The sequence below is a fragment of the Candidatus Villigracilis saccharophilus genome (assembly GCF_016711665.1).
This window is the reverse complement of the sequence record NZ_JADJSO010000006.1, coordinates 52,899-69,303: the sequence shown is the minus strand read 5'-3', so window position 1 is coordinate 69,303 and position 16,405 is coordinate 52,899. Positions and strand designations below refer to the sequence as shown.

The window sequence follows — 16,405 nt, the reverse complement described above, 5'->3', positions numbered from 1 at the left end:
TTCTTTATTTGATGTATAATGCGACCACTTAAGGTTGATTTTAATAATATTTATAAGGTATGTTGAAATGAAAAAATTGCAGACACCGCAAAATCAGCTTGACTGAAAAAATACATATGCGCGTACAGTTATAAATACTGGCGCGTTTTTTTGTTAATGTGATTTCAATTCCCTCGGAATCCCGGTCAGTCAGACTTGCAGGTTTGCATTCATTCAAAGAACGATCAGGTTAGGTCATTTGCTATGGGATATCTTTTGCTGGAAGGCGGCTCGGAATTCGGCGGGCGTATGTCTGACCCCGACTTGCGCGCAATTGACCTTGCGGGCGGAGTAGAGGTCCCCATTTGCATCCTCCCCACAGCGGCTGCGCCGGATAAAAATGACAAGCGCGCCGGGAAGAATGGCATCCGCTGGTTCCAAAGCCTTGGAGCAAAAAACGTTTTTAGTGTGGATGTGATCGACTCGGACTCTGCAAACGATGAATCACTGGCCGTGTCCATTCGCACCGCAAGCCTGATCTATATGCTGGGTGGTTTTCCCCGCTATCTGGCCGACACGCTTGCTCACAGCCTGGCCTGGCGGGCTGTGTTGGACGCTTACAACCAAGGCGCTGTCCTTGCAGGCAGCAGCGCCGGCGCAATGGTGTTATGTGAACACTATTACGACCCGTTTGAAAGAAGATTATTGCGCGGATTGAACTTGATTCCAAATGCCTGTGTCATCCCGCATCATAATAGTTTTGGAAAAGCCTGGACAGGCCATCTCGAAAAAGTGGTGTCTGGCGCGACATTGATCGGAATTGATGAACAGACAGGGATGATCAACAACGCCGATGGAACATGGCAGATCTACGGAGCCGGGGCTGCCACACTGTATCGTAACGGAAAGATAAACCATTACACGCGAGGCGAAACGTTTTCGCTTTGAATCAAAAAATATCAGTCATCCTCGGAGGAGTCATGGACATTACATTAAAAATCACAAAAGAACAAGTGCTGGGAAATGTGCCGGTCACTGTGTTTCACTTGCGCGGCTGGCTCGATGCTCAGGGCGAAGAGGCGCTTCTGGCAGCCGCCAGGTCTGCATACGATGAAGGCTCCCGTTTCGTTCTTCTTGACTTGGCCGAAGTGGATACCCTCACGAGTGCCGGTATGCGCGCCATGCAAAAAGTGTATAAACTTTATACAGCAGGAGCTGAATCTTCCAATGTGGCATGTGTGAAATTGTGTAAAGCGCCCCCGCAGGTTTACCATGTGCTTGGGATCACCGGCTTTTTGCAAAGCATTCCAAACTACGAAACCGCACAGGCAGCCATCGACTCTTTCACTGAGTAAGTTCATCCTTTGTTAACCCTGGAGGCTCTTTGAGAATAGCAAAAGGCCTTTATTCTTAACCCGCTGGCGGGAATGCATTCCGCGCTGCAATGGCTGGCGAGCCTGTAAACGCGTAAACTTCCTTTGAATCCATTTCTTAAGCAAACTATCATCTTCCAACAAGGAAGTTTATTTAGAATGGGGACATCATACAGACAATACTCAGCATTTATTATCTTCAGGAGATTATTATCATGACCGATCCATATAAATCCGTTCCCATCCGTTCTTCCGAGATCACACCCAGACATGTGTATCTTTCAAGGCGGGATTTTATGAAAGCCGCCGGACTAGCCACAGGCGCAGCGCTTTTAACCGCCTGCGCTCCGTCCGCAGCGGACCTGCCTGGGGATACTAAACCGGTTCCTGTTTCAAATGCGACCGATGAACTTGGTGATCCAGTCAACAGCTATGAAGATATCACCAGCTATAACAACTATTACGAATTCACAACCGATAAACAGCAAGTATCAAGAGAGGCGAGGGGCTTTACCACCACTCCGTGGACAGTGGAGGTGGGCGGCTTGGTCAACAAACCCAAAACATTCGGCATTGAGGACCTGTTGAAAGATTTCACACAGGAGGAACGCATCTATCGTTTGCGCTGCGTGGAAGCGTGGAGCATGGTCATTCCGTGGGAAGGGTTTACGCTGGCGAGTTTGTTGAAAGCGGTCGAGCCGACTTCAGACGCGAAGTATGTACGCTTTGAAACCATTTATCGCCCCGAAGAGATGCCCGGACAAAAAAGTCCATTCTATGAGTGGCCGTATCAAGAAGGGCTGCGCCTTGATGAGGCGATGAACGACCTTACGCTCCTTGCCACTGGATTGTATGGTGAGCCTAATGTGCCGCAAAATGGCGCTCCATTGCGGTTGGTCGTGCCGTGGAAATATGGTTTTAAGTCTATTAAATCCATTGTGAAGATCGAACTGGTTGCCGAACAACCTGCTACCTTGTGGAATGACATTGCCCCGAATGAATATGGCTTTTATGCAAATGTGAACCCGGACGTGGATCATCCGCGCTGGTCGCAGGCGTCTGAGCGCCGCATCGGCGAACTGAATCGCAGACCCAGCCTGCTGTTTAATGGTTATGGTGAGCAGGTCGCCGGGCTGTATGTTGACCTGGATTTGACATCAAATTATTAAAAAAGAATCCCTAAGTTTTAAAGACTTCGGAATTCTTAAAAAGCGCCTGATGAAAAGACTCCCCTACACGCCATTACAGATCGCCATGCATATTTATGCCTGGTCTGGGCTGCTATTACTTATATTCGATTTATTAACAGGCAACCTTTCCCCCAACCCCATTCAAGACATTGAACAGCGCACGGGCCGCCATGCGATCACATTGCTTGTCCTGTCGCTCTTGTGCACGCCCATTAACACCATCTTCAAATGGAGCGAGCCGATTAAACGGCGCCGTGCTCTTGGGTTGTACGCGTTCATGTACGCGACCATTCATGTAATCATTTTTATGGATCTCGATTACGGTCTTGCGTGGAGCCGTTTGATTCAGGAATTATTCCAAAAGCCACGCCTCATCGTTGGTGTGATCGCGTTTATATTAATGGCGCCGCTTGCGATGACGTCATTCGATATTTGGAAAAAACGTCTCGGTAAAAATTGGAAACGCCTGCATCAACTTATTTACTTGATCGCCCCAATCGTAGTGCTTCATTACGTGTGGAGCAAAAAAGGCGATATTCTTTCATTGCAAGGCGAGATTATCAAGCCGCTACTCTATGGCACGATCATTGCGATTATTCTGATCTTTCGGATTCCGCCTGTTCGACGGTCGCTCGCTTCTTTCTCTGCCCGCGTGCTGGCTTTGCTGCAAAAAAGGAGTCGGCAGCCGAAGGTGGAAACACCGTAAAGCATCATCTGCGTCATTGGTGAAATCTGCGGATGATGCTGTTACTTAAAATATTCCACGCAGAAGAAGCAATAATCCAATGACCGCCAGCGGAATCCCCACGATCGCGCCGATTATGGTTAAACTGACCAGGATGCCGACCACGATAAAGACAATGCCAAGCACCATCGCCACAAAGCGGCCAGTCATTTCCACAATAACTGCGAGCAATTTCCAAAGCGCCGCAAACGGCCATAAATACCAGGGGATATGAGATTTCGTTTCAGTTGTCATGAGAGCCTCCATGACTGATATACGCAGGTTTTGAAAAAACGACGCAGAATGATGTTTCCAAATTACCTTTAGAAAGGCTATAATCCCAATTATGGATAACAATACCTCCCCAACCCCAGTTGTAAGAAAACCCAGGACAAAAAAATCCGCTCCGATCATCGAAGAAGAGATCATTGAAGTGGAAGCGATCGAATCCCCCGAAGAAACTGTCACCTTTAAGCGCAGTCATTTTTACTCGGTACTAGTTGTACTTGCATTTGCGGTGGGAGTTTTGGTGGGCTATGTTGCCTGGGGACGAGACACCGTCGTTACGGTCGCCGCTCCCGCTGCGGCCGCGCAGCAGCCATCAGGTCAGGTGGCAGAAGCGCCTGTCACTCAGCAGCCGCAATATCGCCGTTATGATATCCCTATTGACGGATTCCCAAGCCTCGGCCCGGAAGATGCGAAGATCGTTCTTGTTGAATTCAGTGATTTCCAATGCCCCTTCTGCCGTAAATTTCACGATGAGACCTATCAATCTCTGCTGGATGCCTACCCCGGGCAGATCCGCTTTGTGTATCGCAACCTGCCGCTGACATCCATTCATCCGAATGCCATGCCAGCCGCGGTCGCTTCCATGTGTGCCAATGACCAGAATGCCTATTGGGATTTCCACGAAAAATTATTCAGCAGCGAAACATTGGATGAGGCGACATATATGAAATACGCGACCGATCTTGGTCTGGATGTTGATACCTTTACAACCTGTTTATCCGGCGGCAGTCACGATGCCTTCATTCAGGAAGATATGCAGTTTGCGCTTGACCTCGGTGTGCAGTCCACCCCGACATTTTTCATCAACGGGCTTGCCATCGTGGGCGCGCAGCCGCTTTCCAATTTTCAGCAGATCATAGACAAGGAACTGGCTGGAGAAATTCCGTAAAACTTAAGCCTTTCTGAGGGGCGTTGCAGGTCTGCAATCCCCAGCCGCCAACAAGGAGGTTCCTTCGAAGAGGCGCACTGTCTCGCAATTGTATAAAAGTAATATTACAGAGTCCACGAGTTCTTAAAGTTTCTGTGGACTCTGTTTCTTTTTGGTATGATGAAAGCTGTCTGAAAAATCCTTTACCCCTTGAGAGGGAGTTATGAATAAATTTGTTGCAGTTGCCGGGAACATCGGTGTGGGGAAGTCCACACTTGTAAAAATGCTGTGCAATGAAATGGGCTGGGATCCGTTCTACGAACCTGTCACAGAGAATCCGTATCTTGCGGATTTTTATCAAAACATGTCCGCGTGGGCGTTCCATTCCCAAATATTCTTCCTTACCCATCGCTTGCGTTCGCATCTAAGCCTTGCCCAACACCCCAATTCGGTCATCCAGGACCGCAGTGTGTACGAAGATGCGGAGATCTTCGCGCAGAATCTGTATCGACAGGGGAATATTCAGGATCGGGACTATCAAACCTACCGAGAGTTGTATGAAACGGCCGCGCAATTCCTGCCGCCGCCAGATCTAGTGATTTATCTGCGCGCATCTGTTCCCACCCTTTTAAATCGAATCAACTCGCGCGGACGTGATTACGAGCGAAAGATTGCACCTGAATATTTGCAGAATTTAAATGAGTTGTACGAGTCCTGGATCGAGAATTTCACACTTTGCCCTGTGTTGGCGGTCCCCGCAGACGATCTTGATTATGTGGCGCATTCCGGCCATCTCAAGTTGATCGTGGCAAAAGTGGATGATAAATTAACAGGAAAAGAAGAAGTGGTTTTTGAGCCTGAAGAAATGGCGAGAGCGGCGGAAGATTAAAGCCAGAAGTTACAAGAAATGAGAAACGAGTTGTGAGGTATATCTCACAACTCGTTTCTTTTTACTCTTTACTTATTACTGACCTACGCCTTCCCCAACACCATCGCCAACAACGCCATTCTCACATACAGACCATATTCCATCTGGCGGAAATATGCGGCGCGCGGATCGTCATCGAAGTCGGGCGAGATCTCTCCCACGCGCGGCAGCGGATGCATGACCGCCATTTCCTTCTTCGCGGCTTTCATCACTTCGGGGTCGATCACATACGCGCCTTTTACTTTTTCATAATCAGCGGGGTCTTCAAATCTTTCCTTTTGCACCCGTGTGACATATAAAATATCAGTCTCGGGTAACACTTTTTCAAGTGATGAGTATTCGGCCTGCGGAACATTCTTGGCCGCCACCTCTTCCATCACTTCTTTTGGCATCTTCAAAATATCAGGTGAGACATAATTCAATTTGATATTGCTGAAGTTCGAAAGCAGGCGCGCCAGCGAATGCACGGTGCGGCCATATTTCAGATCGCCGAGCATGGTCACGGTCAGGTTGTCGAGCCGCCCGATCTCCTCCATGATCGTGAATGTATCCAGCAAAGCCTGTGTTGGATGTTCGCCCGCGCCATCGCCCGCATTGATGACAGGCTTGCGCGCCGCCTTCGCCGCGATGGCCGCCGAACCAGTTTCAGGGTGGCGCAGCACGATCACATCCGCGTAACATTCAAGCGTGCGGATGGTATCGGGCAAGCTCTCGCCCTTCGACACCGATGAATACTTCACTTCACTGATCGGGATGACCGACCCGCCGAGGCGTTCCATCGCCGCAGTGAACGACGACGATGTTCTGGTGGAGGGTTCATAAAAAAGATTTGCCAAAATTTTTCCTTTTAGCAAATCAAATGTCCCGACACGCTCGACCATGCCGCGCATCTCATGCGCCACGCCGAACACATACTCCAGATCGTCGCGGCTGAACTGCTTGACGGACAGAATGTCCTTGCCATACCAGTCGGCATTTTTATTTTCGCCGAAAGGCAGGTGAGGGGATGATGATTGAGTTGGCATAATTTAGTCTCCTTTGGTTTCATGTCATTGCGAGGAGGTTGCTCACCTGCACTGGCGTGCGCCGCAAGTGTCGGGCTGTCGCCCTCGCAACGACATATATTTATTTGATCGGGACTCTGATTGCACGCTGACAACGAATCCCGTTTGATCACATGATTCACGCTATACATTTTCCTGCTCGGACTCTTTCTACGGGTGAGGCTGATTTTGTTTCGATAATTATTTCTTTATCTTGAAATCTCTTCGTGAAACATTCGAAAATATTTAAACATCGTTCGTTTGTTTATTTTCCGTATAAAGAAAGTATCAGAACACCCACGAACATATAAATTGATATTTTGCCTGCATAAATAAGCTTTGCCATGAAAACCCAATCACTGAATTTGTCACTTAACAAAATGAGCCCTAACGAGCCTAATCCAAATATTAAGCCCATTTTTAGCGAAACACAATCTGGTTTGTTGACTTTGTTAGTCGCAATCGAACAATTAAACGAAAAGCTAAAGCAAGCGTTAAAAAAATTCCTACGAAAATTCCAAGAACAACTGCAAATTCAAACATATCATTCATCTTTTTTTCACACTACTTACTCCTCATGCCCATGCCGGTGATGAATATCGGGCATGTGATCGTGCTCATGTTCCTCGGCGGGATGTTCATGCTCATGCGAGTGAATTCCCTTTATGTCATCATGTCCATGCGAAGGGTCATTGTGGCTGTGACTGTGCTCATGGAATAAAACTGTATGCACATGCGAATGTTCGTGTTCTTCATTGATAAGCAGCAACGCGCCGCCGATCATCAAAATCGCGGCAATGATAAACATGAACGACGGGAATTCCCCAAAGATAATAATGGATAACAGCACACCCGCCAGCGGAGCCGTGCCATACAAGGCGCTGGTGCGCGCCGCGCCCAGTCCGCGCATGGACCGGATGAATAGCATGGTGCTCAAGCCGTAGCTGACAAATCCCAAAACCAATGTGCTGAGAATAATGGTCAGTGATGGAAGTTGATTGCCAAGGAAAAATGCGAGGAAGAAAGAGAATGTACCCGCAACCAGTCCCTTCCACGCCACAATGGCAAGCGGATCCTTGCCTGAGATGTTGCGTGTGAAGTTATTATCCAATCCCCACAGCATACATGCAAGGATAATTCCCAGCGCGCCGAGAGAGAGTCCAAATCCGCTGCTGAAATTGGTGGAGAGAAAAATACTTGCCAGAGTGATCACAATGATAGCGATCCACGCACGGCGGCTAATGGCTTCTTTGAAAAATAGCAAGGCAATTACGGTGGTTCCCGCACCTTCAAAATTCAACAACAGCGAAGCCGTGGAGGCTGGTGTATTCTGTAAGCTGATCATCAAAATGATCGGGGCAAGGATTCCGCCGGAGATGATCGCGCCTGCCAGCCATTTGATATCTGGTGATTTGATGCCCGCTTCAACTTCCTTTGATCGCATCCGCTGACTCAATTTAAAAAGAGAGATCCCAGTCCCGCTCCCAAGATACAGAAATGCCGCGAGGAAGATCGGCGCGATATTATCGCCCAACAGTAATTTCGCAATGGGCGCGCTCGCTCCGAAAAATATCGCGGCCAGCAGGGCTTGAAGGATAAAAGGCAGGCTCTTGGATTTCATTTATTTTTTCTCAATTCTCCCGAATTGCCTTTGCACAAATTCACCGATCTCCTCGAATGTTTTTTTATTTTCAGGGAGCAAATCTCCCAGCGCCTGCCAGACGTGCCACATGCCATCCCAAATTTTGAGAGTCACATCCACGCCTGCGGACCTGGCTTTTTCGGCGAGTAGAATTGAATCGTCCAGCAAAATCTCTTCGCTGCCGACCTGGATCAACAGCGGCGGGAAGCCATGAAAATCTCCGTATACAGGCGAGACCAGCGGATTAGTCAGGTTGGATTCGTCGGTGTAGCATAATGCCCATTCATGCAAAACATCTTTATTCAAGATCGCTTCGGCTTTCGCTTTGGTTGTGTGTGATTGACCTGTCAGCGCCAGGTCCGCCCACGGCGACAGGCATATGACTGCCACGGGGAGTGGTGCGTTTTTTTCTTTCAAGGCCAGCACAACCGCCAAACTCAATCCACCGCCCGCAGAATCGCCTGCAATAACTATATTTTCCGGTAAATAACCGTGTGCCAGCAGCCAGTGAAAAACTTTCAACGAGTCATCCAGTGCGGCTGGAAAAGGATACTCAGGAGCAAGGCGGTACTCTGGAATAAGGACCTTCACGCCCGCGGACTCTGCCAGCAGACCGCACATCATGCGATGGTCTTCGATCGAGCCAGTGACGTATCCGCCGCCATGCAAATACAAGATCACATTAACCTGGCTTGCGCTCAAAGGTCTGAGCCATTCGGCTTGAATCCCATCAATGTCAATCCGTTCAACTTGTGTGGTTTTCGAAACCTTCCCCAACATTTTTGAGTTATTAGCGCTATTGGCTCGAAGCGCAACGATCGTAGTTTTTTGATTTTTAAACATCCCGCGTAAGACCATACGCCAGAAGCGGCTTCGTAAACTAATAGACATATTCCTTCTTTTTACAAAACTTCCGAAGCCTCGAAACTTCGGAAGTTTTGTTCTATAGACCAGTGGATGAATCCACTCCATTTTCACGGGCAACTTCATCGAGCGTGATCTCGATATCGTCAATGAAATGATCGAGACCGTCAACCCGATCGGAGAACCCTGAGCCTACTAATCCCAATTCGCCTGCGGCATTTTGCCAGAATTTCAGATGGTCGCCATCCAACACTTCTGCGGCGAGTGTCCATGTGTGGAAGAGCGGCCAGAGCGCGGCGAGAGGAATTGCCCCTTCCAGCATCGCATTAATGGCTTTCTCGTAATAGTTTGTGCGGACAGGGCTGATACGTATATCCACATTTATATTTTCCCCTGCGAGTTTGAAGGCATATTTCCAGTCTGGAAGCCAGGTTTTTAATTTCTCTGCATTGATATTGCCTGCGCCGAGCAAGCCAAAGGCTGCTGCGCTCAGATCAGGTTTTCCGGAGGCTTCGGCACGCGCGGGGAATTCGAGCAGCAATCTGCGTTCGTAAATGGGCGGACCGCTTAACTCAGCGATGGCGTTGATCGCGTGGAAGAGGGACTTCAGATACTTTCGCACTTCCTTCGGACCCGCAGAGTCTACATCGGTTAGGTCCATCCAGATCTGACGGCCGTGTGCAAGCATTTTACGGCAGCGCTGCAGCATGAGCGGCGGCTGTTCAAAATCAAAGCCTGCGCGCAAACTGGCTTGCACAAAGTCAAAAAATTTTTCCCGTTCGTACAACAGGATGGGATCGTACATTTCATAGCCAAGCCATGGGTCACTGCGTAACTCGCGCGGCGATTTGAATTCATCTTTTGTACGGCGGCTGATATCGAGGTGAAAGTCGGGGGTGAGCTTTACGAACTCGCGGGTCTTTGGAGGCTTATTCTTATAAACGAATACAATATCAATGTCGGCTGTTCCGCCTAGCATGGGGTCGATATTGAGCAGCGACCCCGTAAGGTATGCTGCGATAATATCCTGATCATTATAGGCCCGCTCCTGTGCAGTCTCTTTTGCGATACGGAGAAGTGATTCACGTGTTACGCGCATGGTGTTTATCCTTTATCAGCTAAAGCAATGTCGCTTGGAACGGGGGCAGGCTCAAGGTCTCGCGGATGCGATTCTCGATCCGTTTGAGATGTTCGGGATTGTGAATGATGTCCAATTCATTTGAATCGATCTTCAATATGGGCGTATGGTCAAACGGCTTGTTGAAAAAATCTTCATAGGCATGATTGAGCTCGTCAATATACGCACGTTCCATTTTTCTTTCATAGGGGCGGTCACGGAACGCGATGCGCGACATAAGAGTTTCGGTGGTGGCCTGCAGATAGACCAGCAGGTCTGGCTTGGGAATTTTTTCACCGAGGGCTTCGTGCACCCTGTGATACATAACCAGTTCGTCACCCTGCAAGTTGATGCCCGCGAAGAGCGCGTCTTTGGCGAAGGTGTAGTCGGCAATCAAATTCTTTTCTTCAGCGAGTATTTTGGGCACATTGTTGTTTTGTTGATGATAGCGGCTGAGTAAAAAAAAGATCTGCGTTTGAAATGCGTAACGCGCTCTGTCTGCGTAAAAATCGGAGAGAAATGGATTCTCTTCAAATATCTCAAGCAAAACTTCCGCGTCAAATGTGTTTTGGAGAAGGCGGGCAAGTGTGGTCTTGCCGACGCCGATCACCCCTTCGATAGCTATGTACATGAACGGATACTCCCTGCCGCTTGCCGCATATCTTATGGCCTTATCTTGAAACGATCGCGGAAAAAACTGGATTTTTATTTTATGATCTTGGATGTGAAGAATTTAAAGCAAGGATACCATAAAACCCATCCTCTTTTTTGTTCGCGATGAACGTTATAATTCCATGCATGATCCATACCTGTGTTGATCTTATTCAGAGGACTCCATGACATTGCGCCTCGGTTTGCTTGTGGATTCATCCTCCGTCGCGGCATGGGTCGCTCAACTGGCGGATCGCGTCTCTGCCCTGAACGGGGTGGAGATTACGTTGTTGATCGACGCTGGCAGATCGGCCGCTGACAGGCCAGCCATTCTGGATACTTATCTCAATCTCGAGCGCCGTTTTCTGCACAATATTCCCGACCTGACCTTTTCTGTGAATTTACACGAAAAGTTTCCCGCTATCCGCATTGTTTCTGTGGAAGGTGTTAAGGAAGTTGAACTTGAACAACTCGACATCGTGATTTCTTTTCAGGCTGAATCAACTTATCTTCCCGCCCGACTTGGCACATGGTCATGGAATGATATTTCTGCGACGGTTGGCTTTCGCGAAGTATTGGAGCGTACTCCTTTGACAACTTGCGCATTGTTCGCCCGCCTGCCAAACGGCAGGCGCATGCATATCCGCCGCGCGGTATTTGCCACTGACTGGTTCTCTGCGGCGCGCAATCAGAATTTGGTTTATCTAAGGGCCTCTTCTATTTTGATATGGGCATTGAAAAAACTGATATTGCAAGGAGAAGATGAATTTTTCAAGCTAACGGAACCACAAGACCCGGGTATTTTGAGGTCCGATGTAAATAATAGCTATGAAGTGAAAATTTTAGGCGTTGCCAAACTGGCATGGAAGCAGGCAGGGCGGGCATTGGAGAAGAAATTCCGCCCGCGTGAAACCTGGCTGCTCTTTGCGGGACAAAGCAGAGGCGGACTTATCCCTGCTTGGACAGCGACCAACCCCATCGTCCCGCCTCGAGGCGTGTACTGGGCCGATCCAATGGCTGTCGAGCGTGATGACCGCACCTTCCTCTTTGTTGAGGAATATGTCCGCGCAATCCGACGCGGACGAATTGTTTGTTTGACTCTCGATGAAGAAGCGCATATCGTGTCCAACAAGGTTGTTCTCGAACGGCCTTACCATCTTTCTTATCCATTTACTTTCGAGTATCACGGCGAAACCTACATGATCCCAGAAACGGCATCGAAGCGCGCCATAGAGTTATATCGCTGTACACACTGGCCCGATGCCTGGGAATTTATCGGCACGGTCATGAAGGATGTGTACGCCGTGGACACAACGTTATTACAACATGGCAGACATTGGTGGCTGTTCGCGAATTTGATGACCGAGAAGGGATCCTCATCCTGGGATGAGCTGCACCTTTTCTTTTCGGATGACCCGCTTTCATCGAACTGGACTCCGCACCCGCTCAACCCAATTGTTTCAGATGCGCGTAGCGCCAGGCCGGCTGGACCATTCTTTACTCACAATGGAATTCTCTACCGTCCCTCGCAGGATTCATCGCGGCGTTATGGGTATGCATTAAACCTGAATCGCGTTGATATTTTGACCGAGCGGGATTACGCCGAGACCCTTGTGGAAAAGATTTTGCCGCAGGCTGGGTATCTCGCCACCCACACATATAGCCGCACAAAAAATTGGGTATTCATGGATAGCGTAACGCGAAAGATGGGCGAGGCGGGATGAGAACTTCACGCATTTGCATCATTCCGCGTGTTGATGGAATCGGCGGCACGGCTTCCTTTCGTTTGAAATTTGAACAAGGGCTGCGTGCGCGCAATGTGGACGTGACCCATGATCTTTCCGCCGAGGCGGATGCGGTGCTTGTTATTGGCGGGACCCGCAGCCTGCTCCCGTTGCGGAGGGCACGTCAGCGCGGACAACGGATCGTGCAGCGCCTGGACGGGATCAACTGGGTTCATCGAAAACGAAGTACGGGTCTTAAACATTTCCTGCGCGCTGAATACGGTAATTTTATTTTGTCGTTGATCCGCCGGAATATCGCGACCAAGATCGTTTATCAAAGCGAGTTTTCACGCAACTGGTGGGAAGATTGGTACGGAAAGATTCAGGTCCCATCCACGATCATACATAATGGTGTTGATCTAAACAATTATTCAACTGTGCGGGATGGGATATTACCTCATCCGCCATATCGGTTATTGCTGGTGGAGGGCAACCTCGGCGGCGGCTATGACATGGGCCTGGATAACGCCGTTCAGCTGGCTGAGATACTAAAAGAGAAATTTGATGTGCCAGTTGAATTAATTGTCGTTGGGAAAATATCAGATGATCACCGCCTGCGTGTTAATTCCAAAAGCCATGTGCCCATTCAATGGATGGGAAGTGCGCCGCGTGAACGCATCCCTGAGATCATGCGAACTGCGCATTTGTTCTTTTCCGCAGACCTGCATCCCGCCTGCCCGAATTCGGTCATCGAGGCACTGGCCTGCGGGTTGCCTGTCATTGGATTTGACACGGGTGCGGTGAAGGAATTGGTGGCCGGCGATGCCGGCCGTGTCGTCCCATACGGCAGCAATCCCTGGGATATCGAGCCGCCGGATGTTTTCTCGCTAGCCCGGGCAGCTCATGATATTTTGAAAAGACAGGCGCTCTTTAGCCAGGCTGCGCGAGACCACGCCGAGTCTGCGCTTGGCTTGGATCAAATGGTGGATAGTTACCTAAAGTTTCTTCTGGAGAACTAAAATATGGATAATGAAATTCACGATTTTTTACTAAAACATCTGCGGTCAATCCAAGAGAATAATATACCTGTCTATTATGAAACCACAACCGGAGATCTGACTCTTTACGAGTGGTGGGTCACACCGCATCGTTTGGATGGGCTGCCCTTTCACGAATTTATGATGACATCCAACGCTTCACGCGGCTCCATCTTTGGCGCAGAAGATCAGGGAAGGAAAGCCGAGAGTCGATTGGATCTCGCAAATTTACATATTCAGCGCTATGGAGATACTGCCGTCGCCAGTTACACATTGCTGATCAGCACCGCTTTGGCTGAAGGAGTCAAAGTTGCCGCGCACAATGAAAGTCGCGTAATCGTTAAATTGAACGGGGAATGGAAAGTCGTACACGTGCATAAGTCACCGGCATATTCCGCGCCGCATATCCAGCCTTAATAGGAATATCACTGATCTATCCATGAGCCAATATTCAGGTCGTCTCGCCCTGCAGCAACGCGTACTCCCCAGTTATCGCGTTCCCTTCTTTGATTTACTGGCGCAATCGTGTAAGGGCGGAATGAGTCTGTTTGCGGGAGCCCCTCGCCGGGTGGAAATGATTCAAAGCGGCCAGACCCAAGTTGCGGATTTCAAGCAGGCAGAGAATATCCATCTGTTCAGCAATTCGTTTTATCTTTGTTATCAAAAAGGGATTGTCAACTGGCTTGAAGAATGGAATCCTAATGCGCTGATCGTGGAGGCGAGCCTGCGAAATATCTCCACACCTTCTGCCGTTAACTGGTTACATTCACGACGAAGAAAAGTCATCGGTTGGGGGTTGGGCGCGCCAAAAAGCAATGGGGCTTGGGCGCGGTTTATTAATAAATTTGACGCAATGCTTGCGTACAGCCAGCGCGGGGCTGAAGAATATGCTGCGCTTGGTTTTCCACCCGAGAAAATATTTGTGGCGCATAACTCAGTTTCACCCGCGCCGACTTTCGATCTTCGACCTTCAACATTTAACCTTCAACCAACCATATTATTTGTAGGGAGATTACAGGCTCGCAAGCGTATTGACTCATTATTACGTGCCTGTGCTGAAATGGAATCAAAACCGCGCTTGATCATCGTCGGCGATGGACCGGAGCGCGCGTCATTACAGTCGCTCGCCAGGGATGTATATCCTGCCGCAGAATTTATTGGGGCAAAGCATGGGGCTGAGATCAAACCCTATTTTGAAGAAGCAGATTTATTTGTACTGCCTGGAACCGGGGGGTTGGCTGTTCAAGAGGCTATGAGTCATGGTTTGCCAGTCATCGTGGCAAAAGGAGATGGCACGCAGGATGACCTGGTCCGCGAGAAAAATGGATGGCAGATCACACCCGAGGATTACGGCGCGCTGGTTTCTACAATGAAAAACGCGCTGTCTGATATGGCGCGTTTACGAAAAATGGGCGAGGAATCTTATCGAATTGTTTCCGAGGAGATCAATATCCAAAAGATGGCGGATGTTTTTGTACAAGCCTTGAACTCACTGGGTTGATTTATCCGATCTTCGGCGTATCGCCCATGATCTCCCAGCCTTTGCTCAACGCAAAGGCTTTTAGCTTGGCATCAGGATACACCGCTACCGGATGATCGGCATGTTCGAGAAGGGGAACATCCAAGATCGTGTCGCCGTAGGCTATGTCCACTCGGTCCACGCCGAGGCGGCTTAGTACCTGCTCGATCTTCTTTTCATTCGCCATTAATTCACCGACCATCCTCACGCGCCCGTTGACAATTTCCACAGGGGTGCCAATACTCTGTGCTCCAATACGTTTTGCAAACGGTTCGATAAAAGGTTCCACCACACTGCTTGCGATATAAACTTTTGCGCCATGTTCACGGTGTTTGATAAGCCGCGCTACGACATCTTCACGGCGCTTCTTCCAAAAATCATGCTCCACGACCCATTCAGAAACGTCCGCCAATTTTTGGGCATCTGCATTATTGATATAAGCCAGGCTGTTTACCATTAACTTTTGTCCCCAAGCCTGCCAGTCGATCAACCCGTTTTTTGCCAATAAATAAGAAGGCATGATCGCAGCCATGTAAAGATTTGCGCTGACCTTGCTTTGGTTGTGTTTTACCCAATCCACCAACCCAAGAAAAGGCGAACCTGTAGTTAATGTGCCCATAAGATCTGACGCAACGATCATGATTACTCCTTTGTCGAATTGAGATCAAAGTGATTATAACTTTATTACTGCGCGGTATTTCCGCCATCTACCAAAAGCAAGTGGCCTGTTACAAAAGTTGAATCATCAGAAGCTAAAAATAACACAGCTTTGGCGATCTCTTCTGGCTTTCCAAACCTGCCCATCGGAATATATGCGCTTGATTCCTTGATCGCTTCTTCAATAGTCACTGGATTGGAACCTTCAAAATATCCTTTCTCGATCCAGCGGTCTACAAAGGTATCGCCAGGACAAACAGCATTCACGCGGATATTCTCGCGCGCATAATCAAGCGCCATGGCCTTGGTCATCATGCCAACAGCGCCTTTGCTCATGATGTATGGGAAGGCGTTCTTTCCCGCGACCACAGACCAATCTGAGCCGTTGTTAACGATCACGCCTTGGCCTTGCTTCTTCATGTGGGGGATCACAAGCTTGCACATGTGCCAGACGGCTGTCACATTGATGTTCATTGTATCCAACCAAACCTCTTCAGAGGTCGTCTCCGCAGTCCCTTTGGTGACGATGCCCGCGTTATTGAACAAAACATCGATTTGACCAAATTCCTTAAGGGCAGCATCCACAACCATTTGACAGTCTTCCAACTTTGAGTGATTCGCTTTGATAAACACGCATCGGCATCCCTTTTGCCTGCATTCTGCTTCGACGGCTTTTCCCTTCTCGGACCTTCTGCCCGTAATGACAAGATTTGCGCCTTCTTCTGCAAATAACAATGCAGTGGCTTTTCCAATACCGCTGGTTGCACCCGTAATAATGGCAGTCTTATTTTCTAGCTTCAT

18 protein-coding genes are annotated in these 16,405 nt (G+C 48.9%); 10 read left to right on the top strand and 8 right to left on the bottom strand.

The genetic code is table 11. The features are described from left to right. The first annotated feature begins 243 nt into the window (after window positions 1–243). The 4 genes from IPL17_RS03300 to IPL17_RS03285 all read left to right on the top strand — a co-directional run bounded on the left by IPL17_RS03300 (window position 244) and on the right by IPL17_RS03285 (window position 3,248). A complete protein-coding gene (locus IPL17_RS03300; RefSeq protein ID WP_345305656.1) occupies window positions 244–927 on the top strand; it encodes a Type 1 glutamine amidotransferase-like domain-containing protein in 684 nt (227 codons plus the stop codon). Between the two features lie 32 nt (window positions 928–959). After that, window positions 960–1,334, top strand: coding sequence for an STAS domain-containing protein (locus IPL17_RS03295; protein WP_345305655.1), 375 nt, complete (start codon window positions 960–962; stop codon window positions 1,332–1,334). 233 nt (window positions 1,335–1,567) lie between these two features. After that, entirely contained in the window at window positions 1,568–2,521 is a 954-nt protein-coding gene (gene msrP / locus IPL17_RS03290) for a protein-methionine-sulfoxide reductase catalytic subunit MsrP (RefSeq protein ID WP_345305654.1), read from the top strand. A gap of 49 nt (window positions 2,522–2,570) precedes the next feature. Continuing rightward, entirely contained in the window at window positions 2,571–3,248 is a 678-nt protein-coding gene (locus tag IPL17_RS03285; RefSeq protein ID WP_345305653.1) for a protein-methionine-sulfoxide reductase heme-binding subunit MsrQ, read from the top strand. Between the two features lie 45 nt (window positions 3,249–3,293). Here IPL17_RS03285 and IPL17_RS03280 read toward each other — a convergent pair whose 3' ends face one another. Continuing rightward, window positions 3,294–3,521 carry a hypothetical protein gene (locus tag IPL17_RS03280; protein WP_345305652.1) on the bottom strand — a complete coding sequence of 76 codons (228 nt, stop codon included), beginning with the start codon at window positions 3,519–3,521 and terminating at the stop codon, window positions 3,294–3,296. Between the two features lie 91 nt (window positions 3,522–3,612). On the opposite strand from IPL17_RS03280, the gene IPL17_RS03275 reads away from it, so the two are divergent. Together IPL17_RS03275 and IPL17_RS03270 are read left to right on the top strand one after the other, a co-directional pair. Further along, entirely contained in the window at window positions 3,613–4,443 is an 831-nt protein-coding gene (locus IPL17_RS03275; RefSeq protein ID WP_345305651.1) for a DsbA family protein, read from the top strand. A 202-nt stretch (window positions 4,444–4,645) separates the two neighbouring features. After that, on the top strand, window positions 4,646–5,311 hold the full coding sequence (locus tag IPL17_RS03270; RefSeq protein WP_345305650.1) for a deoxynucleoside kinase: 666 nt from the start codon (window positions 4,646–4,648) through the stop codon (window positions 5,309–5,311). Window positions 5,312–5,394: 83 nt separating this feature from the next. On the opposite strand, the gene pyrB is transcribed toward IPL17_RS03270, so the two are convergent. From pyrB to IPL17_RS03245, 5 genes are all read right to left on the bottom strand, one after another. Further along, complete coding sequence (gene pyrB / locus IPL17_RS03265; RefSeq protein WP_345305649.1) at window positions 5,395–6,375, bottom strand: aspartate carbamoyltransferase; 981 nt, start codon at window positions 6,373–6,375, stop codon at window positions 5,395–5,397. 586 nt (window positions 6,376–6,961) lie between these two features. Beyond that, window positions 6,962–8,014, bottom strand: coding sequence for a DMT family transporter (locus tag IPL17_RS03260; RefSeq protein ID WP_345305648.1), 1,053 nt, complete (start codon window positions 8,012–8,014; stop codon window positions 6,962–6,964). Further along, window positions 8,015–8,926, bottom strand: coding sequence for an alpha/beta hydrolase (locus IPL17_RS03255; RefSeq protein WP_345305647.1), 912 nt, complete (start codon window positions 8,924–8,926; stop codon window positions 8,015–8,017). Between the two features lie 52 nt (window positions 8,927–8,978). Beyond that, window positions 8,979–9,998, bottom strand: coding sequence for a hypothetical protein (locus tag IPL17_RS03250; RefSeq protein WP_345305646.1), 1,020 nt, complete (start codon window positions 9,996–9,998; stop codon window positions 8,979–8,981). Between the two features lie 19 nt (window positions 9,999–10,017). Further along, entirely contained in the window at window positions 10,018–10,647 is a 630-nt protein-coding gene (locus IPL17_RS03245) for a deoxynucleoside kinase (RefSeq protein WP_345305645.1), read from the bottom strand. A gap of 205 nt (window positions 10,648–10,852) precedes the next feature. On the opposite strand from IPL17_RS03245, the gene IPL17_RS03240 reads away from it, so the two are divergent. From IPL17_RS03240 to IPL17_RS03225, 4 genes are all read left to right on the top strand, one after another. Beyond that, window positions 10,853–12,391 (top strand): hypothetical protein, encoded by a 1,539-nt coding sequence (locus tag IPL17_RS03240; RefSeq protein ID WP_345305644.1) that lies wholly within the window; start codon window positions 10,853–10,855, stop codon window positions 12,389–12,391. Further along, window positions 12,388–13,410 carry a glycosyltransferase family 4 protein gene (locus IPL17_RS03235; RefSeq protein WP_345305643.1) on the top strand — a complete coding sequence of 341 codons (1,023 nt, stop codon included), beginning with the start codon at window positions 12,388–12,390 and terminating at the stop codon, window positions 13,408–13,410. The genes IPL17_RS03240 and IPL17_RS03235 overlap by 4 nt, the downstream gene beginning before the upstream one ends. A gap of 3 nt (window positions 13,411–13,413) precedes the next feature. Then, a complete protein-coding gene (locus IPL17_RS03230; RefSeq protein ID WP_345305642.1) occupies window positions 13,414–13,845 on the top strand; it encodes a nuclear transport factor 2 family protein in 432 nt (143 codons plus the stop codon). Window positions 13,846–14,002: 157 nt separating this feature from the next. Next, entirely contained in the window at window positions 14,003–14,929 is a 927-nt protein-coding gene (locus tag IPL17_RS03225) for a glycosyltransferase family 4 protein (protein ID WP_345305641.1), read from the top strand. Between the two features lies 1 nt (window position 14,930). On the opposite strand, the gene IPL17_RS03220 is transcribed toward IPL17_RS03225, so the two are convergent. Beyond that, entirely contained in the window at window positions 14,931–15,587 is a 657-nt protein-coding gene (locus IPL17_RS03220; RefSeq protein ID WP_345305640.1) for a haloacid dehalogenase-like hydrolase, read from the bottom strand. Between the two features lie 44 nt (window positions 15,588–15,631). After that, window positions 15,632–16,405 carry an SDR family oxidoreductase gene (locus IPL17_RS03215; protein WP_345305639.1) on the bottom strand — a complete coding sequence of 258 codons (774 nt, stop codon included), beginning with the start codon at window positions 16,403–16,405 and terminating at the stop codon, window positions 15,632–15,634.